The organism is Kitasatospora hibisci (assembly GCF_043950205.1).
Classification (GTDB): Bacteria; Actinomycetota; Actinomycetes; order Streptomycetales; family Streptomycetaceae; genus Kitasatospora; species Kitasatospora hibisci.
Map to the genome: position 1 here is coordinate 5,573,201 of NZ_CP171642.1, position 24,135 is coordinate 5,597,335.

20 protein-coding genes and 3 tRNA genes are annotated in these 24,135 nt (G+C 74.3%); 20 read left to right on the forward strand and 3 right to left on the reverse strand.

Going from position 1 to position 24,135, the window contains the following annotated elements; all coding sequences use genetic code 11:
* Window positions 1-213: 213 nt before the first annotated feature.
* On the reverse strand, window positions 214-1,056 hold the full coding sequence (locus tag ACF9IK_RS24345) for a hypothetical protein (RefSeq protein ID WP_395296223.1): 843 nt from the start codon (window positions 1,054-1,056) through the stop codon (window positions 214-216).
* Between the two features lie 304 nt (window positions 1,057-1,360).
* On the opposite strand from ACF9IK_RS24345, the gene proB reads away from it, so the two are divergent.
* The 5 genes from proB to ACF9IK_RS24370 all read left to right on the forward strand — a co-directional run bounded on the left by proB (window position 1,361) and on the right by ACF9IK_RS24370 (window position 6,578).
* Window positions 1,361-2,497, forward strand: a complete 1,137-nt coding sequence (gene proB, locus ACF9IK_RS24350) for a glutamate 5-kinase (protein WP_395296224.1) — start codon at window positions 1,361-1,363, stop codon at window positions 2,495-2,497.
* Between the two features lie 130 nt (window positions 2,498-2,627).
* On the forward strand, window positions 2,628-3,155 hold the full coding sequence (locus ACF9IK_RS24355) for a hypothetical protein (RefSeq protein WP_395296225.1): 528 nt from the start codon (window positions 2,628-2,630) through the stop codon (window positions 3,153-3,155).
* 253 nt (window positions 3,156-3,408) lie between these two features.
* A complete protein-coding gene (locus ACF9IK_RS24360) occupies window positions 3,409-4,731 on the forward strand; it encodes a glutamate-5-semialdehyde dehydrogenase (RefSeq protein ID WP_395296226.1) in 1,323 nt (440 codons plus the stop codon).
* Window positions 4,732-4,821: 90 nt separating this feature from the next.
* A complete protein-coding gene (locus tag ACF9IK_RS24365) occupies window positions 4,822-5,415 on the forward strand; it encodes a hypothetical protein (RefSeq protein ID WP_395296227.1) in 594 nt (197 codons plus the stop codon).
* A gap of 104 nt (window positions 5,416-5,519) precedes the next feature.
* Window positions 5,520-6,578, forward strand: coding sequence for a hypothetical protein (locus tag ACF9IK_RS24370; RefSeq protein ID WP_395296228.1), 1,059 nt, complete (start codon window positions 5,520-5,522; stop codon window positions 6,576-6,578).
* A gap of 111 nt (window positions 6,579-6,689) precedes the next feature.
* Here the strand turns inward: ACF9IK_RS24370 and ACF9IK_RS24375 are convergent, their stop codons facing one another.
* Complete coding sequence (locus ACF9IK_RS24375) at window positions 6,690-7,793, reverse strand: M48 family metallopeptidase (protein WP_395296229.1); 1,104 nt, start codon at window positions 7,791-7,793, stop codon at window positions 6,690-6,692.
* A 245-nt stretch (window positions 7,794-8,038) separates the two neighbouring features.
* On the opposite strand from ACF9IK_RS24375, the gene ACF9IK_RS24380 reads away from it, so the two are divergent.
* From ACF9IK_RS24380 to ACF9IK_RS24415, 8 genes are all read left to right on the forward strand, one after another.
* On the forward strand, window positions 8,039-8,185 hold the full coding sequence (locus ACF9IK_RS24380) for a hypothetical protein (protein ID WP_395296230.1): 147 nt from the start codon (window positions 8,039-8,041) through the stop codon (window positions 8,183-8,185).
* A 165-nt stretch (window positions 8,186-8,350) separates the two neighbouring features.
* The gene (locus ACF9IK_RS24385; protein WP_238741139.1) at window positions 8,351-8,509 is read left to right on the forward strand and encodes a hypothetical protein; all 159 of its coding nucleotides are present in this window, start codon (window positions 8,351-8,353) and stop codon (window positions 8,507-8,509) included.
* A 179-nt stretch (window positions 8,510-8,688) separates the two neighbouring features.
* Window positions 8,689-9,321: a nicotinate-nucleotide adenylyltransferase gene (gene nadD / locus ACF9IK_RS24390; protein WP_395296231.1), complete on the forward strand. Its 633-nt coding sequence runs from the start codon at window positions 8,689-8,691 to the stop codon at window positions 9,319-9,321.
* Window positions 9,322-9,340: 19 nt separating this feature from the next.
* Window positions 9,341-11,164 carry a LytR C-terminal domain-containing protein gene (locus ACF9IK_RS24395; RefSeq protein WP_395296232.1) on the forward strand — a complete coding sequence of 608 codons (1,824 nt, stop codon included), beginning with the start codon at window positions 9,341-9,343 and terminating at the stop codon, window positions 11,162-11,164.
* Window positions 11,165-11,294: 130 nt separating this feature from the next.
* A complete protein-coding gene (gene rsfS, locus ACF9IK_RS24400) occupies window positions 11,295-11,765 on the forward strand; it encodes a ribosome silencing factor (RefSeq protein WP_395296233.1) in 471 nt (156 codons plus the stop codon).
* Window positions 11,762-12,409, forward strand: coding sequence for a histidine phosphatase family protein (locus tag ACF9IK_RS24405; RefSeq protein ID WP_395298671.1), 648 nt, complete (start codon window positions 11,762-11,764; stop codon window positions 12,407-12,409). The genes rsfS and ACF9IK_RS24405 overlap by 4 nt, the downstream gene beginning before the upstream one ends.
* A gap of 192 nt (window positions 12,410-12,601) precedes the next feature.
* A tRNA-Ala gene (locus tag ACF9IK_RS24410) sits at window positions 12,602-12,674 on the forward strand.
* A 37-nt stretch (window positions 12,675-12,711) separates the two neighbouring features.
* Window positions 12,712-12,784 (forward strand) — tRNA-Ala (locus tag ACF9IK_RS24415).
* Window positions 12,785-12,913: 129 nt separating this feature from the next.
* Here the strand turns inward: ACF9IK_RS24415 and ACF9IK_RS24420 are convergent.
* Window positions 12,914-13,900: a helix-turn-helix transcriptional regulator gene (locus ACF9IK_RS24420; protein ID WP_395296234.1), complete on the reverse strand. Its 987-nt coding sequence runs from the start codon at window positions 13,898-13,900 to the stop codon at window positions 12,914-12,916.
* A 102-nt stretch (window positions 13,901-14,002) separates the two neighbouring features.
* Here ACF9IK_RS24420 and ACF9IK_RS24425 point away from each other — a divergent pair, with 102 nt between their 5' ends.
* From ACF9IK_RS24425 to ACF9IK_RS24455, 7 genes are all read left to right on the forward strand, one after another.
* Window positions 14,003-15,445, forward strand: coding sequence for an MFS transporter (locus tag ACF9IK_RS24425; protein WP_395296235.1), 1,443 nt, complete (start codon window positions 14,003-14,005; stop codon window positions 15,443-15,445).
* 209 nt (window positions 15,446-15,654) lie between these two features.
* A tRNA-Ala gene (locus ACF9IK_RS24430) sits at window positions 15,655-15,727 on the forward strand.
* A 196-nt stretch (window positions 15,728-15,923) separates the two neighbouring features.
* Window positions 15,924-17,375, forward strand: a complete 1,452-nt coding sequence (locus ACF9IK_RS24435) for a hypothetical protein (protein WP_395296236.1) — start codon at window positions 15,924-15,926, stop codon at window positions 17,373-17,375.
* 218 nt (window positions 17,376-17,593) lie between these two features.
* A complete protein-coding gene (gene leuS / locus ACF9IK_RS24440; RefSeq protein WP_395296237.1) occupies window positions 17,594-20,488 on the forward strand; it encodes a leucine--tRNA ligase in 2,895 nt (964 codons plus the stop codon).
* 351 nt (window positions 20,489-20,839) lie between these two features.
* Window positions 20,840-21,616 carry a hypothetical protein gene (locus ACF9IK_RS24445; RefSeq protein WP_395296238.1) on the forward strand — a complete coding sequence of 259 codons (777 nt, stop codon included), beginning with the start codon at window positions 20,840-20,842 and terminating at the stop codon, window positions 21,614-21,616.
* A gap of 120 nt (window positions 21,617-21,736) precedes the next feature.
* Entirely contained in the window at window positions 21,737-22,582 is an 846-nt protein-coding gene (locus ACF9IK_RS24450; RefSeq protein WP_395296239.1) for a DegV family protein, read from the forward strand.
* 646 nt (window positions 22,583-23,228) lie between these two features.
* Window positions 23,229-23,954, forward strand: coding sequence for a helix-hairpin-helix domain-containing protein (locus ACF9IK_RS24455; RefSeq protein WP_395296240.1), 726 nt, complete (start codon window positions 23,229-23,231; stop codon window positions 23,952-23,954).
* Window positions 23,955-24,135 lie beyond the last annotated feature (181 nt).

Genomic DNA, 24,135 nt, shown 5'->3' on the forward strand with positions numbered 1-24,135 from the left:
CTTCCGCGCCCAGCCGGCCGCCGTATGACGACTCACCCCGACCATCCGGGCAGCACCCGAGACGCTGCCGTCCTCCCGGTCCAACGCCTCGAAGAACCTCGCCTTCAACACCCCGAAATCCACGATCCCCGCAACTCCCTGAACTACAGGGTGTTGCGGGGATCGCTAGAACCCGCCTGAGGTGGCGGGGGCCGTCGGCGTGGTGACCCGGTGTCACTTGCTCCAGGAGGCCTGCAGCTTGAGCGGGTCGGCCAGGTCCGTGTAGCCGACCTCGCTGACGGCGTTGCCCGGCAGCGAGACGATCTGGCAGCCCTTCACCTCGGAGCCCTTCGCGAAGCCCTGGAACTTCGCGCCCGTGCACTTGGGCAGCGGGGTGGCGGCGTTGATGACGAAGATGCCGTTCTTGCCGTTCTGGTCGTAGGCGACGAACTTCGAGTCCGGGGCGGTGAAGGAGAGCGTGGTGTCGCTCAGGTTCTTCATCGTGTAGTTGAGGTAGACGATGGTGCGGCCGTCCAGACCCGTGGTGCTGATCTTGGCGGCCTTGAGGTCCTCGACCGACCCGGTCTCCCAACCGGTGACGGTGACCTCCAGCTTGGCGCTCTTCTGGCTCTGCTTGTCGGTGAAGTCCACCGTCGCCTTCTGGCCGACCTTGACCGCGGTGGCGGCCTTCGGCGCGGCGGCGGCGCCCCCGGCGGCCCCGGCAGCCCCGGCCCCGGCCGCGGCGCCCGCCCCGGCGGAGGCGCCCGCGCCGGCCGCAGTGCCGGCTCCTGCGGCGGCCCCGGCACCCGCGGCGGCACCCGCACCGGCGGAGGCACTCGCACCCGCCGCGGCCCCGGCCGCGGCACCCGCGGCAGCGCCGCCGGCGGGGGAGGTGGCGCCACCACCGGCCGCGGCACCCGCCCCGGCGGAACCGCCCGCCGGTGCGGTCGCGGCGCCCCCGGCGCCCGCCCCGGCACCGGCCGCGGCGTCCTCGTTGTCCGGGCCGCAGGCGGCGAGCGAGAAGGCGGTGGCGGTCGCCAGCGCGGCGACCGTGAGCTTCATGGTGTTCGAACGCATCTGTGCGCTTACTCCTGGGCACGCGCCCGCGAACCGTTGCCGGCCTGCCCGTGCGGTGGTGCCCGTCCAAGACGATTGGAGACATGGGTACAGCGGGCAAGAAGCCGTCCCCCGATCTGGCTTGCGGTCAGGGACCATACCAGTCACCCGGATCACCGGCCGCGCTGTGGCGGAGCCGTGACCGGCCCGGGTCCAGCCGGTGAAACGCGCTGCGGGCGCGCTGCCCCGATCGCGTAGATTGCGGGGGTGACGGCCGGGCGCGCGCCCGCCGCACCCGCACCACACCGGAAGGGCGAACAGCGAGATGAGCGACGACTCACTGCGGGAGGAGGTGCTGACCGCGCGCCGGATCGTCGTCAAGGTCGGCTCCTCGTCACTCACCACGGCGGCCGGCGGCCTCGACGCCGACCGGGTGGACGCCCTGGTCGACGCGCTCGCCAAGGTGCGCAGCCGCCCGGACGCCCCGGAGGTGGTGCTGGTCTCCTCCGGCGCCATCGCGGCCGGCCTCGCCCCGCTCGGCCTGGAGAAGCGTCCCAAGGACCTCGCCCGTCAGCAGGCCGCCGCCAGCGTCGGCCAGGGTCTGCTGGTCGCCCGCTACACGGCCTCCTTCGCCCGGTACGGCATCCGGGTCGGCCAGGTGCTGCTGACCGCCGAGGACGCCAGCCGCCGCGCCCACTACCGCAACGCCTACCGGACGCTGGACCAGTTGCTGGCGATGGGGGCGATGCCGGTCGTCAACGAGAACGACACCGTCGCCACCGCCGAAATCAAGTTCGGTGACAACGACCGGCTGGCCGCGCTCGTCGCCCATCTGGTCCGGGCGGACCTGCTGGTGCTGCTCTCCGACGTCGACGGCCTCTACGACGGCGACCCGAGCCGGCCCGGCACCAGCCGGATCGCCGAGGTGGCCGGCCCGCACGACCTGGACGGCATCGAGATCGGCAGCGCCGGGAAGGCCGGCGTCGGCACCGGCGGCATGGTCACCAAGGTCGAGGCGGCCCGGATCGCCACGGGCGCGGGCATCCCGGTGGTGCTCACCGCCGCCAGCCACGCCGCCGAAGCACTCGCGGGCCGTCCCACCGGCACGCTGTTCCGGCGCACCGGCAGCCGCTCGTCCGACCGGCTGCTCTGGCTCGCCCACGCGAGCAGCCCGCGCGGCGCCCTGCACCTGGACGAGGGCGCGGTCGCCGCGGTGGTTTCCGGGGGCGCTTCGCTGCTGCCGGCCGGGGTCACCAAGGTCGACGGCGAGTTCGCCGCGGGTGATCCGGTGGACCTTCTTGGCGAAAACGGCCACATCGTGGCGCGCGGACTGGTCAACTTTGATGCGAGGGAGTTGCCCCGCCTGCTCGGCCGGTCCACCCGTGACCTGGCCCAGGAGTTCGGCGCCGCCTACGAGCGGGAGGTCGTCCACCGCGACGACCTCGTCGTCCTGCGCGGCTGACCGGCCCGCGGGCGCCACGGACGGCTCCGCGGGGTGGAGGCCCGGCCACGGGCGAGGAGGGGCGCAGCCGTACGCGTCGGCCGGGGCCGGCGGGTACGACGACACGACATCGCCGAACAGGAGGCCGCCGGTGGAACGCAGGCGCGAGGCAGCGCTGACCGGAGGAACGGCGGGGCGGCGGCTGACCAGCATCGACGGCGGACGCGCGAGCGAGGATCCCGCCGGTCCGGTCGGTCCGCCGCCGCACGGCCCGGGCGCGGTGCGCGGGGCCCGGCCGGAACGGCGGGGCGAGGGCGAGCCGCCCGCCGGCCCCGAGCAGGCCCGGCTCTGGCACGTGGTGCTCAGCGTCTCCGGCCCGGTCACCCCGCTCACCGAGCTGCGGGCGGGGCTGGAGCGGTTGGCGCACGACCACTCCTTCTTCCTGACCGCGCGGTACGCGGCCGACCACGCCGAGATCCGCTACTGGGAGCAGGCCCGCGACCTGCACGACGCGGCGGCGATCGCGCTGCGGCTCTGGGGCGAGCACAAGGCGACGGCGAAGCTGCCGCCGTGGGAGATCGTCGGCCTGGAGGTGGTGGACCGGGCGACGTACCACAAGCGGGTCGCCGAGGGCTTCGGCGACCCGGCCCCGCAGCTCGGGGGCGTGCACCCGTACTGACCCCTTTCGGGGCCCCGGTTCGTCTCGGGGCGCTCCGGCCCGGTGCCGAGGGTGGGGACTCCAACGCGCTCTCCCCGGGATTCCGGCCGGGGGTGCCGCGTCCCGCGGGCGTCCTGGCTCCTCCCGTTCGGCAACGGCGCGACCCTGTGGCCCGGTCGGCGGGCGTCCGGGCCCGCTCGCCGGGGGTCTCACCGGGGGTCTCACCGGGCGAAACAGCGCCGGGGGGCGGGGGCGCAGTCGCTACCCTTGGCGCATGACCAGCGACCTCGCCACCGCCGACAGCCCCGTCCTCGCCGTAGCGCGCCGAGCCCGGGAGGCCGCCGCCGCGCTCGCCCCGCTCCCGCGCCGGGCGAAGGACGACGCACTGGCGGCGATCGCGGACGCCCTGGTGGCCCGCAGCACCGAGATCACCGCCGCCAACGCCGAGGACGTCGCACGCGCCCGCGAGGCCGGCACCGCCGAGTCGGTGATCGACCGGCTGACCCTCGACGACGATCGGATCGCCGCGATCGCCGCGGACGTCCGCAAGGTGGCCGGTCTGCCCGACCCGGTCGGCGAGGTGCTCCGCGGCTACACCCTGCCCAACGGCCTGGACGTGCGGCAGGTCCGCGTCCCGCTCGGCGTGGTCGGCATCATCTACGAGGCCCGCCCCAACGTCACCGTGGACGCCGCCGCGCTCTGTCTGAAGTCCGGCAACGCCGTGCTGCTGCGCGGTTCGGCCTCCGCCTACCGCTCCAACACCGCGCTGGTGGACGTCCTGCGCGACGCCGTGGTGTCGGCCGGACTGCCCGCCGACGCCGTCCAGCTCGTCCCGGGCGAGAGCCGCGACTCGGTCCAGGAGCTGATGCGCGCCCGTGGCCTGGTCGACGTGCTGATCCCGCGCGGCGGCGCCTCGCTGATCCGCACCGTGGTCGAGGGCTCGACCGTCCCGGTGATCGAGACCGGTACCGGCAACTGCCACGTCTACGTGGACGCGCAGACCGACCTGGCGATGGCCGTCGGCATCCTGCTGAACTCCAAGGCCCAGCGGGTCAGCGTCTGCAACGCGGCCGAGACCCTGCTGGTCCACCGGGACGTCGCGGACGCCTTCCTGCCGCTCGCGCTCGCCGCCCTGGCCGAGGCCGGGGTCACGGTGCACGGCGACGAGGCGGTGCTCAAGGCCGCCGAGGGCTCTGCGGCCACCGTGGTGCCGGCCACCGAGGAGGACTGGGAGGCCGAGTACCTCTCGTACGACCTGGCGGCCGCCGTGGTGCCCTCCCTGGAGGCCGCCGTCGCGCACATCCGCCGCTGGTCCTCCGGTCACACCGAGGCGATCGTCACCACCTCGCAGGCGGCCGCCCGCCGCTTCACCCAGCTGGTCGACTCGACCACGGTGGCCGTCAACGCCTCGACCCGGTTCACCGACGGAGGTGAGTTCGGCTTCGGTGCCGAGATCGGCATCTCGACCCAGAAGCTGCACGCCCGCGGCCCGATGGGCCTGCCGGAGCTGACCAGCACCAAGTACATCGTCACTGGTGACGGCCATGTCCGGGGCGAGGCTGCGCAGACCGTGGGCGGGGCGGCCGACGCCGGCTGAGCCCGGGCCCCGGGCGGTCCGTCACACGTGCGACGGACCAACTGCGAGGAGCCACAGACAAATCGTCCGCCCGGTAATACGCTGAATCCCGTGGCTGAGGATGTGGGGGGCTTGCCGTACCCCGACGGCGCCGACCACGGTGGTGCGGACGACGAGTTCGCCACCGTGGTCTTCGATGAGGCCTTCGTCCGGTCCGCCGCCGTGCACGAGCCGACGGCCAAGGAGCGGCAGCTCGCCGCCGCCGAGGCCAGGTTCGAGCCGGACACGGCGGGTGCGGGCTGGGGCTATGACGTCCCGGCCGGTGACGGGCTGCCGCTGGAGCTGCGGCCGTACCCGGGCAGGCTCGACGACGACCACCTCTACCCCGATCCGTGGTCGGGCCCCGGCCGGGCGGCCGGGCGCCGGAGCCGCAGGTGGGGCCGGGGCGGCGGCTTCGACCCGGCCCGGGCCCGGCGCGGGCGCTACGTCGCCCAGCAGCGCTGGCACCGACCGGTGGCCTGGGTGCTCGCCGTGATCATGGGCGTGAGCCTGGTGGCGGTGGCGGTCGCGGCGATCTACCAGGGCGTGGGCGGGCCGGGCGGCGGTACGCCGCGGCGGCCGGAGTCCGGCAGCAGCAGCGCGGGGCTCGACCCGGCACCACCGCCGGCCGAGCCCTCGCTGGTCGTCACGGCGCCGGCGGGCTGACCTGCCGGGGCGGTGCGCCGCGGGCCGCAGGACGGTCGTCGGGCGCCCGGGGAAAGTGCGCGAGCACCCTCGTGGCGGCGCCGGGTGCGCCTTACCCTGGTGTCATGGGTGACCCGCGCGAGCCTCCGGAGGGTGCGCCCGAAGGTGGTTCCGGAAACGAGGACGAGTACCGGTCCGTCGTCTTCGACGAATCGTTCGTCCGGGCTGCCCGGATCCAGGAGCTGTCCGCCCGGGAGCGGCTGGCCGGTCCGTTCGGCCGCGCCACCCGGCCGCGGGTGCGGCTCGGCCCGCTGGGCACCGTGCCGCGGCAGGCGCTCGCGCTGCTGCTGGTGATCCTGCTGGCATTCGCGGCCGCGGTGTACTTCGGCGTCAGCTCGCCGAACCGGCAGTCGGCGCGACCCGAGGGAAGCCAACTGACCGTCAGCCTGGTGGCGTTGAGCCCGGCTTCGGTGGTCCGCCCGGTCCCCGACCCGGCCGCCCCGTTCGCTTCGCTGCCAGCCGGCTACAGCGACGGCGCGATCGGCCTGGGCGCGCCCGCCGGGGCGGCCACCCAGCACTTCAGCCGGGTCGAGGTGACCAAGGCGCTCGACACCGTCCAGCGCTACCTGGTCGCCTCCTCGCTGGCGCCGGCGGCGCTGGTCCAGGGTGCCACCGCGGAGGTGCGGGCCTTCGTCACCCCCGGCGAGCAGGCGCACTTCGACGCGAGCGTGGCGCATCCGGTGGACGACCGCCACAACGCGGCCACCGGCTGGGTGGTCCGCTTCGACCCGGCGCGGGTCGCGCTGGCGGCCGACACCGTGAAGGTGGCCGGCGCGATGCGGATCGACGAGGCGGACAGCGGCACGTTGCAGGTCACCACCGACCACACCTTCGTCTACGCGCTGAAGCAGGCCGGTGCGCCGAGCGGTGCGCCGGTGACCCTGGAGACCGTGCGGCGGCAGCTGACCTTCCAGTTCGACCGGATCGACCTGGCCGCCGCCCAGCTGCGGCTGGTGGACTCGGTGCTGCAGGCCGGTCCGGCCGACTGCGCCGGCTCGATGGCCGCGTACCTGCAGCCGGTGCTGGCCGGGCCGGACGGCACCCAGCCGCCGGCGCCGACGGCCGTGGACCCCGGCAACCACGCCCACCCGGCCTGGCAGGTCTGCGGGGTGCTGGCCGGCTGAGGTCCGGGAGCCCCGGTCCCGGGGCGGGGTGGTCCGGCGTTCCGGGGACGGGGGCCCGCAGACGCCGAGGCCCCCGGCCGGTGGGCCGGGGGCCGTCGGGACGGGCCCGGGTCAGTCCCGGTCGCGGCCGTCCCGGCCGTCGCGGGGGCCGGGAACGTCGTCGTTGCCGTCGCCGTTGCCGCCGCCGTTGCCACGGGCGGCGTTGGCGAAGGTGTCACGGAGCTTGCCGCCGACGTTGGCCGCGCCGCCGGCCATGTCGCGGATCAGGCCCATCAGCGGGTCCTTGCTCTCCTTCACGGAGCTGCTGTAGTGCTCGGCGGCGGCCTTCCACTGCTCGCCGACCGAGGCGTCGGGGTCGTCGGTGCGGCGCGGGTAGGCGCCGGCCAGGATCGAGCGGTACTCGTCGCTCTCCGCCCACTTCTTCAGCTTGGCGACCCGCACCACCGCGAACGGGTGGCTCTGCGGCAGCACCTGCAGCAGCTTGAGCACGCCGTCGCGCAGGTCCCCGCCCTTCTCGTACTCCTCGGCCTGCTCCAGGAAGGCGTCCACGTTCATCTCGGCCGTGTTGTGGCCGCCGGCGAGCTTCATCAGGGCCCGCATGGAAGCCTGGAGGTCCTGGCCGGCGAGGAGCCCCGCGCGGTCGCTGGAGAGCTCGGCCTTGCGGAACCACTCGTTGAGCGCCGTGACGATCGCCATGATCGCGATGTTGCCGAGCGGCACCCAGGCGATCCGGGCGGCGATGTTGGTGAGGATCAGCAGCATCGTCCGGTAGACCGCGTGGCCGGACATCGCGTGGCCGACCTCGTGGCCGATGACCGAGCGCAGCTCCTCCTCGTCCAGCAGCTCGACCAGCCCGCTGGTGACCACGATGATCGGGGAGTCGATGCCGATGCAGTACGCGTTGACCGTCGGGTCCTGGCTGACGTAGAGGTCCGGCACCTTGTCGAGGTCCAGCACGTAGGCCGCGTCCCGCACCATCCCGTGGAGCTCGGGGAACTGCCGCTCGGACGTCTTGACGGCGGTGGCCAGGAACATCAGCCGGATCGCGCGCTCGGAGACGAGCCCGGCGAGCTTCTTGAGCACGTCGTCGAAGCCGGTCAGCTTCCGCAGCGCGACCAGGGCGGAGCGGTCCGCCGGGTGCTCCCAGGCCCGGGTGGAGATCTCCGGGAAGCGCTGGCGGCGCCGGCTCGGGGCCTTCGCGGTGATGTCGGTCATGGTGTGGGTACCCTCCTGGTCGACGGCGGCCCCGGCCGGTGGCCGGCCCCCGCTGGTCTTCGCCTGCAACGACTTCCAGTTCAACGTCCGCGGTTGCGTACTCGTCCCCGGGCGGGCCCCTCCGCCGCACGAACGGGCCCGGAGGGGGCCGTGGACGGCGGGGGTGTGAGGGCGGTTTACCCTGAATGCCCTGGAGAGCCGGGACCAGCCTGGCCGCGGTACGCGTACGTCCGAGGAGCCCGCAGATGTCCACCGACGCCCTTGTCAGCCTGGCCGGACCCATCTCCGAGGAGGGCGGCCCGGGCCTGTTCCTGCGGATCATCGTGGTGGCCTCGTTCGTCGGCGTCGGCCTGCTCGCCTGGGTCCTGCTGCGGGCCGGCCGCAAGAGCTGAGCAACCCCCTTCCGGCCCGGCTCCGGCCGGGCACCGCTCACGCCGGATCAGACGCGGTGGGCCGCCGAGCGGTTGCCGTGTAACCCCCCGTACGATGACGGGTGGGCCCTCACCGGCCTGCACACCCCCTGGTCCGTCATCCGAGCCGAGAAGGTCCCGCCGACCATGAGCACTGCCGCCGCACTTCCCGTCCTGAACCTGCTCGCCTCCGAGGGCGAGGGGGGCAACCACGACAGCCTCAACCCCTACCTGACCGGTGGCGGCGCGCTGTTCATCCTGCTGCTGCTGCTCTACGTGACCACCCGCTTCAACCGGGACCGCTGAGCCCGCCTCCGGGGACGGCTCGGGGAGCGTCCGGCGAGCGCGCCGGCCGCTCCCTCACGCATCTGCGGGCCGAACCCGCCGGTTCCGCCCCCCGCCCGCGGCCGGGCCCTGCCCGGGGCCCCGGGGCCCTCACCCGGCCGTTCCCGCACCGCAACGGGCGTCGCGTATGGTGTGGCGACATGGGAGAGCAGACCGGGAATCCCGGCGGACCGGCACCGGTGAAGCGGCGCCTCGGCGTGATGGGCGGCACCTTCGACCCGATCCACCACGGACACCTGGTCGCCGCCAGTGAGGTGGCGAGCGCGTTCCACCTGGACGAGGTGATCTTCGTGCCGACCGGGCAGCCGTGGCAGAAGACCGACCGCCACGTCACCCCGGCCGAGGACCGCTACCTGATGACGGTCATCGCCACCGCGGAGAACCCGCAGTTCTCGGTCAGCCGGATCGACATCGACCGCGAGGGCCCGACGTACACCGTGGACACCCTGCGCGACCTGCGCGCGCTGCACCCGGACGCCGAACTCTTCTTCATCACCGGCGCCGACGCGCTCGCCCAGATCCTCTCCTGGCGGGACTCCGACGAGCTTTTCTCGCTCGCCCACTTCATCGGCTGCACCCGGCCGGGGCACACTCTTTCGGACGCCGGGCTTCCGGTGGGCGGGGTCTCCCTGGTGGAGGTCCCGGCGCTGGCCATCTCCTCCACGGACTGCCGCAACCGGGTCGCCAAGGGCGAGCCGGTCTGGTACCTCGTCCCGGACGGCGTGGTCCGCTACATCGACAAGCGGGCGCTCTACGCGCCGGACCGGACCTGAGTCCCGGAGGGGCGTGCGCATGAGTGACCGCAGGGGCGGCGGACAGCAGCCCGACGACTGGTCCGCCGGGCAGTACCAGCAGCACCGGCAGCCGTACCCGGGGCATCCGCAGCAGGGCGGCTACGACCAGCAGTCCTACGACCAGCAGTCCTACGAGCAGTACGACCAGTACGGGCAGCCGGTCCAGCACGGGCACCGGCAGCAGGGCGGCTACGGCTACCAGGAGCAGCCGTACCAGCAGCAGGGGTACCAGTCCTACGACCAGCAGTCCTACGAGCAGTACGACCAGTACGGGCAGCCGGTCCAGCAGGGGCAGCCGGTCCAGCACGGGTACCAGCAGCAGGGCGGGTACGGCTACCAGGAGCAGCCGTACCAGCAGACCTACGACCCGTACGGGCAGCAGGCGCAGCAGTACGCGACCGCGCCGCAGCCCGTGGTCGCCGAGCCCGAGCCCGCACCGGAGCCCGCCGCCCCGACGCCGCGCCCGCGCACGCCCCGGCCGGCCGCTGCCGCTGCTGCCGCCGCGCCGGCCCGGCCCGAACCGCCGTCCGAGCAGGTCGGCGGTAGCCGCACGGCCAAGGCCAAGGACCCCAAGGCCTCCTACGCCACCGGCCAGTTCACCTTCGTCGACGAGGAGGCGGAGGAGACCGAGGACGTCATCGACTGGCTGAAGTTCGCCGAGTCCCGCAGCGAGGTGCGCGCCGAGCGCCGCCGCAAGCTGCGCAACCGGCTGATCGGCGTCGGTGTGGTGGCTGCCCTCGCGGCGGCCGGCGCCGGCGGCTACCTCTGGTTCACCGCGGACAAGCAGACCGCGGCGACCGCGGCCGGCCCGCGTCAGGTCAACGTGGTGCACCTGCGCGACCTGCAGGGCAAGGTCTCCAGTGCGCTGCTGGTCAACGACGCCGCCGGGCAGAAGGGCACCGTGCTGCTGCTGCCCGACACCCTGCGCCTGCCCGGCCCCGGCGACCCGCCGGTGACCACCGTCGGCCAGGCCATGGACGCCATCGGCCCGTCCTCCACCCGCGACGGCCTGGCCACCGTGCTCGGCGCCCCGGTGGCCGGCACGTGGCGGCTGGACACCCCCTACCTGGAGCTGCTGGTCGCCCAGCTCGGCGGCGTCCGGGTGGACACCAACGCCGAGACCCACGAGGGCGGGAAGCCGGACGGCAAGCTGCTCTCCGCCGCCGGCAAGAACACCCTGCTCGGCGGGAAGGCCGCGGTCGCCTACGCCACCCTGCAGGGCCAGGGCGAGAGCCGGGACGCCCAGCTGGCCCGGTTCGGCCAGGTGATGGACGCGGTGCTGCGCACCATGCCGACCGACTTCAAGGACGCCAAGGACGACGTGCACCGGATGAACGCGGTGCTCGACCCGTCGCTGCCCGAGGACGCCCTGGCCGGGGTGCTGGTGCAGCTCGCCCAGCAGGGCAAGGACGGCCACCTCGGGACCACCGCGCTGACCGTCAAGCCGGACGGCACACTGGACGAGGCCACCGCCGGCAAGCAGGTCAAGGACGTCCTGGGCGGCACCGTGAAGTCCGCCAACGCCACCGACGCGCCGCCCCGGGTCTCGATCCAGGACGCCACCGGCAACGACCAGGCGGCCGCCGCCGCGCAGGTCCAGGTGGTCAACGCGGGCCTCACCTTCATCCCGGGCGGAGCCAAGAGCGCGCCGCAGGCCGCCAGTGAGATCCGCTACACCGACGACGCCCGGCAGGCCGCGGCGAAGTCGCTGGCCACCAGCCTGAACCTGCCCGAAACGGCGGTGAAGAAGGTCGCCGACGCGCAGAACGCCGACCTTGTGGTCGTCCTCGGCAAGGACTACCAGCCGCCGAAGCCGCAGTAGGCCCGGTGCCGTGGCCGGCGGGCGGTCCCGGAAATCGGTTCCGGGGCCGCCCGGGCGGCGTGAGATCCTGGAAGGCGATGCCCGGCCGTGCGCCGGGCGCGCCCCCAAGCCGCCGAGCCGGAAGTACACCGTGACCGCCACCGAGCACAGCCAGGAACTCATCACCGTCGCCGCCCAGGCGGCGGCCGACAAGCTGGCGCACAACATCATCGCGTTCGACGTCAGCGAGGTGCTGTCGATCACCGACGCCTTCCTGATCGCCTCCGCGAACAACGACCGTCAGGTCAAGTCCATCGCCGAGGAGATCGAGGACCAGCTGCGCGAGCGGCTGGACGTCAAGCCGGTGCGCCGCGAGGGCGAGCGCGAAGGCCGCTGGATCCTGCTCGACTACCTGGACATCGTGGTGCACGTCCAGCACTCCGAGGAGCGTTCCTTCTACTCGCTCGACCGGCTCTGGAAGGACTGCCCCGAGCTGCCGCTGCCGGCCGACGCGCTGGCCTCGCGCAACCGCCCCGACGCGCTCACCGACGCGGACGGCAACGCCGTCTCGCCGACCGAGGCGGCCCCGGCGGACGACTTCGGCGCCGAGGACTACAGCTGAGCCGGGAGGCGCGGGGCCCGCGCATCGTCTTCTGGCGGCACGGTCAGACCTCCTGGAACCTCGAATCGCGGTTCCAGGGCACCACGGACATCGAGCTGACCGGCCAGGGCGTCCTCCAGGCCCAGCGGGCGGCCCGGCTGCTCTCGGGCCTGCGGCCCGACCTGCTGATCTCGTCGGACCTGAAGCGCGCCCGGCGCACCGCCGAGGAGCTGGCCGCCGTCACCGGCCTGGACGTGCAGCACCACGAGGGGCTGCGCGAGACCTACGCGGGCTCCTGGCAGGGGCTGACCAACGCCGAGATCCGCGAGCGCTTCCCGGAGGAGTACGCGGCCTGGGCGCAGGGCGAGCCGGTCCGGCGCGGCGGTGGCGAGCTCTCCACCGAGGTGGCCGACCGCGCCGTGCCGGTGGTGCTGGAGGCGACCGCCAAGCTGCCGGAGCACGGCACTCTGGTCGTGGTCAGTCACGGCGGCACCATCCGCACCATGCTCGGGCGGCTGCTCGGCCTGGAGCCGGCGCTCTGGGAGTGCTTCGGCGGCCTGTCGAACTGCTGCTGGTCCGTGCTGGGCCGGGGGGCGCGCGGCTGGCGGCTGCTGGAGCACAACGCCGGCACCCTGCCGCAGCCGGTGATCGGCGACGACACCTGAGACGACACCCGGGTGGAGCGGTCGGCGGCACCCGGGCGGGCCGCCGAGGGCACCCGCACCGGGAGGCCGAAGGCGGCCCCCGAGGGGCCCACGGGGGCGGATTTCGCAGTTCCGGGCCTGACCGGCTAGAGTCTTCCTCGTTCGCACGGAGGGAACGCGGCCCGAAAGGGAAGCGGGAGATCCGGTGAGTGCGGGGCTGTAGCTCAGTTGGTAGAGCGCTTGCATGGCATGCAAGAGGTCCGGGGTTCAATTCCCCGTAGCTCCACTCCGCACCTGCGGTCCGCGAGGGCCGTGCGTGTCGCGGGGCTGTAGCTCAGTTGGTAGAGCGCTTGCATGGCATGCAAGAGGTCCGGGGTTCAATTCCCCGTAGCTCCACAGACCGTATGAAGGCCGTCACCCACCGGGTGACGGCCTTCGGCGTTACAGGTCCGGCGTGTCCGGTCTTCCCGGCGTAACCGGCCCTCGGCGTCCCCGGCCCGAGCCCTGCGGGAGGCCGGGGACGGCTCAGGCCCCGCCGCGCCCGGTGGCCTCGGCGGGCCCGTCCGGGCCCGGGCTGCGACCGTCCGGGTCCGGGTGGCCGCACTCGTGGCAGGGGTCCAGCCAGCCGCCGGGCGGCAGGGCGGCGAGCTGCTCGATCCGCTCCTGGTCCTGCGGCCCCTCCGGGAGGTAGACCACCACGTAGGTCTCCGGCACCCCGGGCATCGTCAGGTACGAGGCGTTCAGCCGCAGCGCCCCGACCTTCGGGTGCTTGAACACCCGCAGCCAGATCTCCGGCGGCGCCACCTCCTGGCGCTCCCACAGCTCCCGGAACAGCTCGCTGCGCGCCGACAGCTGCTGGACGTGCTCCTCCCAGGCCGGTTCGCCGACGTGCTTGCCGTACGCGGACCGCAGCACCGCCACCATCCGCGGCAGCGCCTCGGCCCGGTTCACGAACGGGTTGCAGCAGGGCGGCGCGAGCACCGTGCACCAGATGCTGTTGAACGATCCGCTGTCCGTCGTGACCCGGGCGGCGCCGAACAGCGACTCGTACGGCCGGTTGTACATCAGCACGTCGAACCGGGTGTTGGAGACCGCCGCGGGCAGCGGCGCCAGTGCGTCCAGGATGACCTGGGTGGACGGGTCGAGCACCGGCGGGTCCGGCTCCGAGAAGTCGGGGGACAGCCCGGCGAGCCGGAACAGGTGCTCCCGCTCGGTGCCGTCCAGCCGCAGCGCCCGGGCCACCGCCGCCAGCACCTGCTCGCTCGCGTTGATCGGCCGCCCCTGCTCCAGCCACGTGTACCAGGTGACGCCGACCCCGGCGAGCTGCGCCACCTCCTCCCGGCGCAGCCCCGGGGTGCGTCGGCGCAGCCCGGGCGGCAGACCGACGTCCTCCGGGGTCACCCGGGCCCGGCAGGCTTTCAGGAACCTGGCCAGCTCGGTCCGGCGGCGGTCCCTCTGCTCCCTGCGGCCCGGCCCGGCGTCGGCGGCGGTGAGGTCGTCCAGGACGGTCATGACACCAGCCTGCCGCAGAGCGCGGCGCGGAAACAGGTGCTGCCGGTACCAGGATCACCAGGCTCTAACCACCAGTACCAGCCCCGGGCGAGCCTGGGCTCCATGACGGACCTTCAGACCCGGCCCGGCGCGGTCGGCAGCAGTACCGGAGCCCGGGCGGTGCGCCCCGGACTGCTCCTCGCCCTCGTCCTCTGCGGCCAGTTCATGGCCATCCTGGACGTCTCCATCGTCAACGTCGCGGTGCCGACCATCCGCACCGACCTGCACGCCTCCGGCGCCGCCCTCCAACTGGTCATCGCCGGCTACACCATCGCCTACGCGGTGCTGCTCATCACCGGGGCCCGGCTGGGCGCCCGCCACGGCTACAGCCGGCTCTTCCAGATCGGCCTGGCCGGCTTCACCGCCGCCTCGCTGGCCTGCGGCCTCGCCCCCGCCACCGGCTGGCTGATCGCCTTCCGGCTGCTCCAGGGGGCCGGCTCGGCCCTGATGGTGCCCCAGGTGATGAGCCTGCTGCAGCGGACCTTCACCGGCGCGGCCCGGACCAGGGCGCTCGGCCTCTACTCGGCGGTCATCGCCGGGGGCATGGCGATCGGCCAGGTGCTGGGCGGGGTCCTGGTCGGCGCAGACCTGTTCGGCACGGGCTGGCGCCCGGTGTTCCTGGTCAACGTGCCGATCGGGCTCGCCCTGCTGGCGGCCGGAGCCCGGCTGCTGCCGAACCTGCCCGGCGACCGGAACCGCGGCTTCGACGTACCCGGCCTGGTGGTGCTCGGCGCGGCCCTCGGCCTGCTGGTGGTGCCGCTCGTGCTCGGCCGCGAACTGGGCTGGCCGGCCTGGGGCTGGGCGATGCTGGCGGCCAGCGCGGCCCTGTTCGCCCTGTTCGTGGTGGTCGAGCGCCGGATCGCCCGGCGCGGCGGACAGCCGCTGATCTCCGGCCGGGTGCTGCGGGCGCCCAGCCTGCGCCCGGCGGCCCTCTCCCTCTTCATGATCATGGCGGCCTTCGCGGGCTTCCTGTTCGCCTTCGCCCTGCACCAGCAGGCCGGCCTCGGCCACGAGGCGCTGCGGGCCGGCCTCTGCTCGGTGCCGGTCGCGCTCGGCTTCGGCCTCTCCAGCCTGCACTGGCACCGGCTGCCCGCGCGGCTGCACGGGGTGCTGCCGGTGCTCGCCGCCGCCCTGCTCGCCCCCGGCTACCTGCTGCTCGGCGTGGTGCTGCGGGACGGCGCGGACATCGGCGCACCGGCGCTGACCCTGACGGCGGTGCTCGGGCTGATCGCGGGCTGCGCGTACTCGCCGCTGTTCGCCCGGGCGCTGGCCGGGGTGGACCCGGTCGACGCGGCCGACGCCAGCGGGGTGATGGTGACGGTCGTCCAGCTCGGCCAGGTGATCGGGGTGGCGGTGCTGGGTTCGGTGTTCCTCGGCGGGGTCGACCTGCCGGCGCCCCCCGGGGAGTCCGGCCACGCGCTCCTGGTGACCACGGCCGCGATCGCGGCTGCCGTCGCGGTGGCCGCCGTCGCCGCCGGCCGGATCCGCAGGCCGGCGCGGGGGTAGCGGGGCGCCGGGCCGTGCAGGTGCCGCCGGGCTCCCGGCGGCACCTGCACGGTGCGGGGTGGGGCGGCCGGGCGGTCTCCGCCGAGGGGCGGCCGGTCTGCGCCGAGGGGCATCCGAATACGGATTCGTGGAGCACCCCTTCGACCGTGTAAAGTAGTCGATGTCGCCGAGGGAAACCGCAGGAAACCTCCGGTGACACTGCAGGTCAAGGGGCTGTAGCTCAGTTGGTAGAGCGCTTGCATGGCATGCAAGAGGTCCGGGGTTCAATTCCCCGTAGCTCCACAGGAATCGAGGGCCGCCTCCCGCTTCGGGAGGCGGCCCTCGGCGTTGTGACCGGTAGTCGGCCGGATGCGTGGGGCCGGTCGCGGCGGGCGGGTGGCGGCGGGGGCCCGGTCGGCGCGCCGCGGCCACGTCCCGGCCCCGGCCCGTTTCCCGGAGGCCCGGGCGGTCGGCCCCGGCGGACCGCTACCGTCGACCCATGGCCGACCTGGAGCGCAGACGCAACGAGGAACTGGCCCGGATACTGCACCAGCTCGGCTGGAGCCCGGAGCGCCTCGCCCGTGAGGTGAACCACGCCCTGCCGCCCGGCCTGGCGATCAGCTCCACCGCCCCCTACAAGTGGCGCGACCGCGGCATGGTGCCGCGCAGCCCGCACGACCAGACCGTCTGCGAGGTGCTCGGCCGCACCCTCGGCATCGCCGTCACCTACGCGCAGCTCTGGGGCCGGATGGGCGGCAACCGGGGCGCCAAGATCCTCTCCCCGCACCTGCTCACCGATCCGTGGACGGCCGACACCGCCCAGACCGCCCTGCGCGACGCGGCCGCCGACGCGGGTCCGGTCCGTCTGACCGACCTCTTCCGCGGCGCCGACCTCGACCGGGCCGCCGGCCGGCTGGCCACCCCGCCGCCCCCGGTCGGAGGGGGCGAGGGCGCGCTGAAGATCGCCCCGGCGCTGGTCCAGGAGCTCCGGCTCTCCCACCTGAGCAAGCTGCGGCTGGAGCAGGCCTGCGGCGGCGGGCTGGTGCTCGGCCCCGCCCGGGCCGAGCTGGCCCTCGTCGCCAAGCTGCTGGAGCTCGGCGCCTACGACGAGCCGCTCGGCCGTGCGCTGTACGGCACGGCCGGCCGGTTCGCCCGGCTGGCCGGCTGGGCGGCCTACGACCTCGGACACGACGCGGCCGCCCAGCGGGCCTTCGTCGCGGCGTTGCGGGCCGCCCACCTCAGTGGGGACCGGCGGCTGGGGGTCGGCGTGGTCGGCGGCCTGGTGGTGCTGGCCACCCAGAGCGCCGGCGGGCGGGGGCTGGACGCCGTCACCGCGCTGGCCGCCGCACTGGAGGCGGTCGGGGACGCCCTCGACCCGACCGACCGGGCGCTGCAGCTCGGGCGGATCGCACGTGCGCACGGGCGGCGGGGCGAGAAGGACGCGGTCCGGGAGGCTGCGGAGCGCGCGTTCGCGGAGCTGGACGCGGGAGCGGGCACGGCGGGCGGGACCGGGGCTGCCGGATCCGCCGGGGCCGGCGTCGAGGCGGGCGGCGGTGGAGGTGCCGAGGCGGGGGCCGCCGGATCCGCCGGGGCCGGCGGAGGTGTCGCGCCCGGGACCGACGCCGCGGACGTGGCCGGGGACCGCGGGGAGGTGCGGGCGGATCTCGCCGGCATGGTGGGGGAGGGCTACCTCTTCCTCGGCGACCACCGGCGAGCCCAGGCACTGCTCGCCGAGGCGGTGGCCGGCCTCGGCCCCGGGCGGGCCCGGGCGCGGGCCCTGCTGATGGTCCGGCTCGCCGACTCCCAGCGCCGCACCGGCCGCGACCGCGAGGCGGCCGCCACCGCCGACCGCGCCCGGGCGCTGGCCGCCGGCATGCAGTCCGAGCGGGTCGCCCGGGCCCTGCGCGACTTCGACGCGGCCTCCCGGACGGTATTGCCGGGAGGGGCCTGACGGCCTTGCGGTACCCTGAGCCCATGCGAACCGTGCGCCTGCTCCTTAGCCGGCCGCGCTGACCAGGACCGGCCCCGCTCTCGGGCGGCTGCCGGAGTCGGCGTGGCGTCCCCTCCTGCGAGGGGCTTTTTTGTTTTCCACCGCTTTCGCCGCCGCCCTCCCGGTCCGGCCGGCCGAGCGCGCGGTTCGCCCCCTACATCGACGGAGCCAGAAGGACCATGAGCGAGACGACCCCTGCTTCCGGCGCGGCCGAGGCCGCAACCGAGCCGTTCCGGTACAGCGCCACCCTGGCGGCGGAGATCGAGTCCCGCTGGCAGGACGTCTGGGAGAAGGAGGGCACCTTCCACGCCCCCAACCCCACCGGTGACCTGGCCGACCCGGCCGCCGGCGACGTCTCCGCGAAGCCGCACAGCTTCATCATGGACATGTTCCCGTACCCCTCGGGTGCGGGTCTGCACGTCGGCCACCCGCTGGGCTACATCGCCACCGACGTCTACGCCCGCTACCAGCGGATGACCGGCCACAACGTGCTGCACACCCTGGGCTACGACGCCTTCGGCCTGCCCGCCGAGCAGCACGCCGTCGCCACCGGCCAGCACCCGCGGATCACCACCGAGGCGGCCGTCGCCAACATGAGGCGCCAGCTGCGCCGGCTGGGCCTGGGCCACGACCCGCGCCGCTCGATCTCCACGATCGATCCGGAGTACTACCGCTGGACCCAGTGGATCTTCCTGCAGATCTTCAACTCCTGGTACGACGAGGCCGCGCAGAAGGCCCGTCCGATCGACGAGCTGATCGCCCAGTTCGCCGACGGCTCGCGGCCGACCCCGGACGGCCGCGCCTGGGCGGCGCTGAACGCCGCCGAGCGCGACGAGCTGCTGGGCGAGTACCGCCTGGCCTATGCCAAGGAGGTGCCGGTCAACTGGTGCCCCGGCCTGGGCACCGTGCTGGCCAACGAGGAGGTCACCGCGGACGGCCGCTCCGAGCGCGGTAACTTCCCGGTGTTCAAGTCCAACCTGCGCCAGTGGATGATGCGGATCACCGCCTACGCGGACCGCCTGATCTCCGACCTGGACCTGCTGGACTGGCCCGAGGCCATCAAGCTGCAGCAGCGCAACTGGATCGGCCGCTCCGAGGGCGCCCGGGTCGACTTCGCCGTCGACGGCGAGAAGATCACCGTCTTCACCACCCGCCCCGACACCCTGTTCGGCGCCACCTACATGGTGCTGGCCCCCGAGCACGGCCTGGTCGACTCGATCGTCCCGGCCGCCTGGCCGGAGGGCACCCGCTCGGAGTGGACCGGCGGCGCCGCCACCCCCGGTGAGGCCGTCGCCGCGTACCGCGCCGCGGCCGCCGCCAAGTCCGACGTCGAGCGCCAGGTGGAGGCCAAGGTCAAGACCGGTGTCTTCACCGGCGCCCACGCCGTCAACCCGGTCAGCGGCGAGCCCGTGCCGGTCTTCATCGCCGACTACGTGCTGATGGGCTACGGCACCGGCGCCATCATGGCCGTCCCCGCCCACGACCACCGCGACTTCGCGTTCGCCCGCGCCTTCGAGCTGCCGATGCGCTGCGTCGTGCGCCCGACCGACGGCCGCGGCGGCGACCCGGCCGCGTGGGACGACGCGTTCGACACCTACGACTCCGTCATCGTCAACTCGGCGCACGACGAGGGCACCGCCGACGGCATCTCGCTGGACGGCCTGAGCGTCGTCGACGCCAAGGCCGCCGTCACCGCCTGGCTGGCCGAGCGCGGCATCGGCGAGGGCACCGTCAACTACCGCCTGCGCGACTGGCTGTTCAGCCGTCAGCGCTACTGGGGCGAGCCCTTCCCGATCGTCTACGACGAGGACGGCGTCATGCACGCGCTGCCCGAGTCGATGCTGCCGGTGCAGGTGCCCGAGGTCGACGACTACTCCCCGCACACCTACGACCCGTACGACTCCACCTCCTCGCCGAAGACCCCGCTGTCGCGGAACGAGGACTGGGTCAACGTCGAGCTGGACCTGGGCGACGGGACGAAGACGTACCGCCGCGAGACCAACACCATGCCCAACTGGGCCGGTTCCTGCTGGTACGAGCTGCGCTACATCGACCCGACCAACGGCGCCGCCGTGGTCGACCCCGCCAACGAGCAGTACTGGCTGGGCCCGACGGCCGGCAAGCCGGGCGGCGGCGCCGACCTGTACGTCGGCGGGGCCGAGCACGCCGTGCTGCACCTGCTGTACGCCCGGTTCTGGCACAAGGTGCTGCACGACCTGGGCCACGTCGCCTCGGTCGAGCCGTTCCACAAGCTGTTCAACCAGGGCATGATCACCGCGGACGTCTACCGCGACGAGCGGGGCTTCCCGGTCCCGGCCGCCGAGGTCGAGGAGCGCGACGGCGGGTACTTCTGGCAGGGCGAGCGGGTCAAGCGCGAGGCCGGCAAGATGGGCAAGTCCCTGAAGAACGCCGTCGCCCCGGACGAGATCGCCGACGAGTACGGTGCCGACACGCTGCGCCTGTACGAGATGTCGATGGGCCCGCTGGACGTCTCCCGCCCTTGGGACACGCGTGCGGTGGTCGGTTCCTACCGCTTCCTGCAGCGCCTGTGGCGCAACATCGTCTCGGAGGCCACCGGCGAGCTGGTGGTCACGGACGAGGAGCCGGACGAGGCGACGCTGCGCGCGCTGCACAAGGCCATCGACGGCATCCGCGGTGACATGGCCGGGCTGCGCTTCAACACGGCCGTCGCCAAGGCGATCGAGCTGAACAACTACCTGGTGAAGCGCGGCTCCACCCCGCGCGCGGTGGCCGAGCAGCTGGTGCTGATGGTCGCCCCGCTGGCCCCGCACATCGCCGAGGAGCTGTGGCGCCGGCTGGGCCACGTCGACTCGCTGGCCCACACCGACTACCCGGTGGCGGACCCGGCGTACGTCGTCGACGAGGCCGTGATCTGCGTCGTGCAGATCAAGGGCAAGGTCAAGGCCCGGCTGGAGGTCGCGCCGTCGATCTCCGACGCCGAGCTGGAGTCGCTGGCGCTGGCCGACCCGGCGGTCGTCGCCGCGATCGGGGACGCGCCGGTGCGCAAGGTGATCGCGCGGGCGCCCAAGCTGGTCAACATCGTGACCGGCTGACGGTCGGCCGTTCACGGCTGACGGCTGACGGCTGACGGTCGGTGGCTGGTGGCTGGTGGCTGGTGGTCGGCGGTCTGCTGGGCGGGCGTTCCTCGGGGCGCCCGCCCTTCGGCGCTTCCGGGGGCAGACCGGCCGTGTACCGGCCCGGGCGGCCCTTGAGCGCGGCCCGCCGAGGCTCGGGGATTCCTCCGGGGCTCCCGGGGGAGATCCCCGATCTGTCCCTGATCTCGGGCGCCCGCGCCCGTCTGGCGATGCCGGAGGCCCGGTGGGGCGGATACCGTGGAACCCAAGGCGGTCCGGCCCGCGTTGGGCCCGGTGGGGGCCGGTTCGGCTGGCGGAAGGTGGCTCGTGATGGACGTGCTCGGCGTGATGGTCGGCCTCGCCCTGCTCTTCGGACTCGCGATGGTGGCGCTGGTGGTGGTCGGCGTCGTCAAGGCGGCGAAGGCGGTCGGCGAGAAGATGGAGCGCCACGAGGCCAACGCCCGGCGTGCGGTGGAGAACGCCACGCTCAAGGCGAAGACCTTCACCAAGCCGGGCCCGCAGGGCCAGATCTCATCGGTCCGGCTGGGCCTGCGCACCTCGCTCGACGGCACCCGGCAGGTCCTGGAGAGCGGCCTCGTCCAGGACAGCCAGCTCGGTGAGTCGCTCGCCCTGCTGCGCCGGCTGGACGCCCATGCGGCCGAGCTGGACGGTGAGCTGCGCATCCTGGAGCGCGAGCCGGACACCGGTCGGATCGCCGCCAAGCTGCCCGAGCTGCGGGAGCGGGCCGAGCGGATCAAGCACTCCGCCGAGACGATGCGCTGGGCCGCCCAGGACCGGATGCACCGCTTCGCGGACGACGAGCTGAACCGGCTCAGCCAGGAGTGCGAGAACGAGGCCGGGGCACTGCGGCACTGGGACGCCCCGGGCGGGGAAGGTGCTTCCCGTGGTGACGGGGCCGGTGGCGGGGCTGCTGGTGGGTCCGCGGCCGACGCTGCCGCATCCGGCCGGCCGTCGCCGCAGCGGGCCGGACTGACCGACGGGAAGAGCGGGCGGGCGAGCGCCGAGGAACTGCTGGGCCTGGGGGACCCGCTGGTGAAGCTGGCGGACCGGCTGCGGAAGCCGTCGGCGGGTCCGTCGGCCGGCTGAGCGCTCGGGGGCGGGGCGGTGGGGCGGTGAACCGCCCGCGCGCGCAACGCCGCCGGTGGGCCCGGGGTGACGCGGTCGGTGCGCTGTCATCCGGCCCGGACACGGAGTAACCTCCGCCTCATGCCCGCCGACCTCGCTCTCGTCACCGATTCCACGGCCTACCTGCCGCAGGAAGCCGTCGACCGCCACGGTGTCGCCGTGGTCCCGCTGAGCGTCGTGGTCGGCGACGTCGTGCTCACCGAGGGCGTGGAGATCTCGCCCAAGGACGTCGCCGAGGCCCTGCGCGGCAAGCAGCGCGTGACGACCTCCCGGCCCAACCCGGAGTCCTTCGCCGCCGCGTACCGGGCTGCCGCCGAAGCGGGTGCGCGGGGCATCGTCTCGGTGCACATCTCGGGCGAGCTCTCGGGTACGGCGGAGGCGGCCCGGCTGGCGGCCGCGGAGTCGCCCGTCCCGGTGCGGGTGGTGGACAGCCGGCTGGTCGGCATGGCCCTCGGGTACGGGGTGCTGGCGGCGGCCGAGGCGATCGCGGCCGGCGCGGAGCTCGACGAGGTGGCCGCTGCCGCCGCACGGCGGGCGGAGGCGACCACCGGGTTCTTCTACGTGGACACCCTGGAGTACCTGCGCCGGGGCGGCCGGATCGGTGCGGCCCGTGCGCTGCTCGGCTCGGCCTTGGCGGTGAAGCCGCTGCTGCACCTCGACGGGGGACGGATCGAGCCGCTGGAGAAGGTGCGCACGGCGTCGCGGGCGATCGCCCGGCTGGAGGAGATCGCCGTCGAGGAGGCGGGCGGTCGGGAGGTCGACATCGCCGTCCACCACCTGGCGGCGGAGGATCGGGCCGAGCCGCTCGCGGAGCGCCTGCGGGCCCGGGTGCCGGGGCTTCGCGAGCTGTACGTCGGCGAGGTCGGCGCGGTGATCGGTGCGCACGTCGGTCCGGGGCTGCTGGCGGTGGTGGTCTCGCCGCGCTGAGCGGCGCTCGCGTTGCGCCGGGTGCGGGTGCGGGTGCGGGTGCCGTCGCGGTGCGGTTCGTGGTGTCGTCGCCGTCGCCGTCGCCGTCGCCGTCGCCGGTGCCGCGTCCGTGATGACGGCCGGTCACCTTGCCGGGCGACCAGGTCAACCCCGGGTCGTTCTCCTCGCTCGTGTGAGTGACCTGAGTTATCCACAATCCCCGGGTTGTCCACAGAGCTTAGGCAATTCTTCCACCTGCCCTGGACGGCCTCCTAGCGTGCTCCGCATGACGAGCACGAGATTCAGCACGAGCAGGCGCCAGGCGATCAGCCGCACCGCCCGGGCGCGGATGGCAGTCCTGCTGCCGGGGGCCGAGAGCACCGAAGAGGGGCGGTCCACGGGGCCGGACACCACACCTGTTCCGTCGGCGGCCGGGGGAGTGCCCGGGGCGGGGTTGGACGTTCCGGCGGTGCCTGGCCCGGCGTCGGAGGGCCCGGCGGCGGGGGCTTCGGTGTCGCTCGCGCCGGTCCTGGGCGCGCCGTCGGCCGGAGGGTCGGCCGTCGGCGCAGGTACGGCGGGCGAGCCGTCCGCCACCGGGCCGCCGGGTCCTGGCCGGGAGTCCGCGCCTGGGACCGCGCCCGGCTCGGCGCCGGCCCCGGACGACCCGGTGTCCGGCCATCACGCCGAGCCGCTGCCGGGGCTGCCGTCCGACGAGGGCGCCGCGGTCGGGCCGCACGGTCGCGCACGGTTCCGCCTGGGAGCTGTGTTCGTGCCGGACCGCCGGGCCGTGGCGGGGCTGGCCGTCCTGGTGCTGCTGGCCGTCGCCTACGGCGCGCAGCACTTCTGGCTGGCCCGCCCCCGGCCCGTCGAGGTCCCGGCCGTGGCGATCGCAACGGCGGAGCCCGGTGCCGGCGGTCCGCGGTCGGACGCGGTTCCCGGTACCCGGTCGGCTGACGGCGCCGCCGAGCCGGCAGGCACGGTCGTCGTGGACGTCGGTGGCCGGGTACCCGCTCCCGGGCTCCACACGCTTCCCGGCGGGTCGCGGGTGGCCGATGCCCTGCACGCGGCCGGTGGCCCGCTGTCCGGGACGGAGACCAGGAACCTCAACCTGGCTCGGCTGCTCACCGACGGTGAGCAGATCCTGGTCGGGGAGTCCGGAGGGGCCCCGCCCATCGGTGGGCCCGCGGCGGTGACGCCGAAGCAGCCGGTCAGCCTGAACCACGCCACCCTCGAACAGCTCGACACCCTGCCGGGCGTCGGCCCGACGCTCGCCCAACGCATCATCGCCTTCCGCATGTCCCACGGTTCCTTCCGCTCCGTCGACCAGCTCCGCCAGGTCAACGGCATCGGCGAGCGCACCTACGCGGAGATCAGATCGCTGCTGACCCTCTGACCCGTCCGGGCCCGGCCCGGAATCCCCCGAGCCCACCGGCTCACCCCGTTCAACCGAGCCGGCCGACCCGCTGCGTGGACCGCCGGCCGGCCGCCCTCCGGACGTCCGCCGACCGCTGCCGACCGCTGCCGACCGCCCGCCGGCCGCCCGCCGTGAAGGGAGGTGCCGTCATCACCGGCCC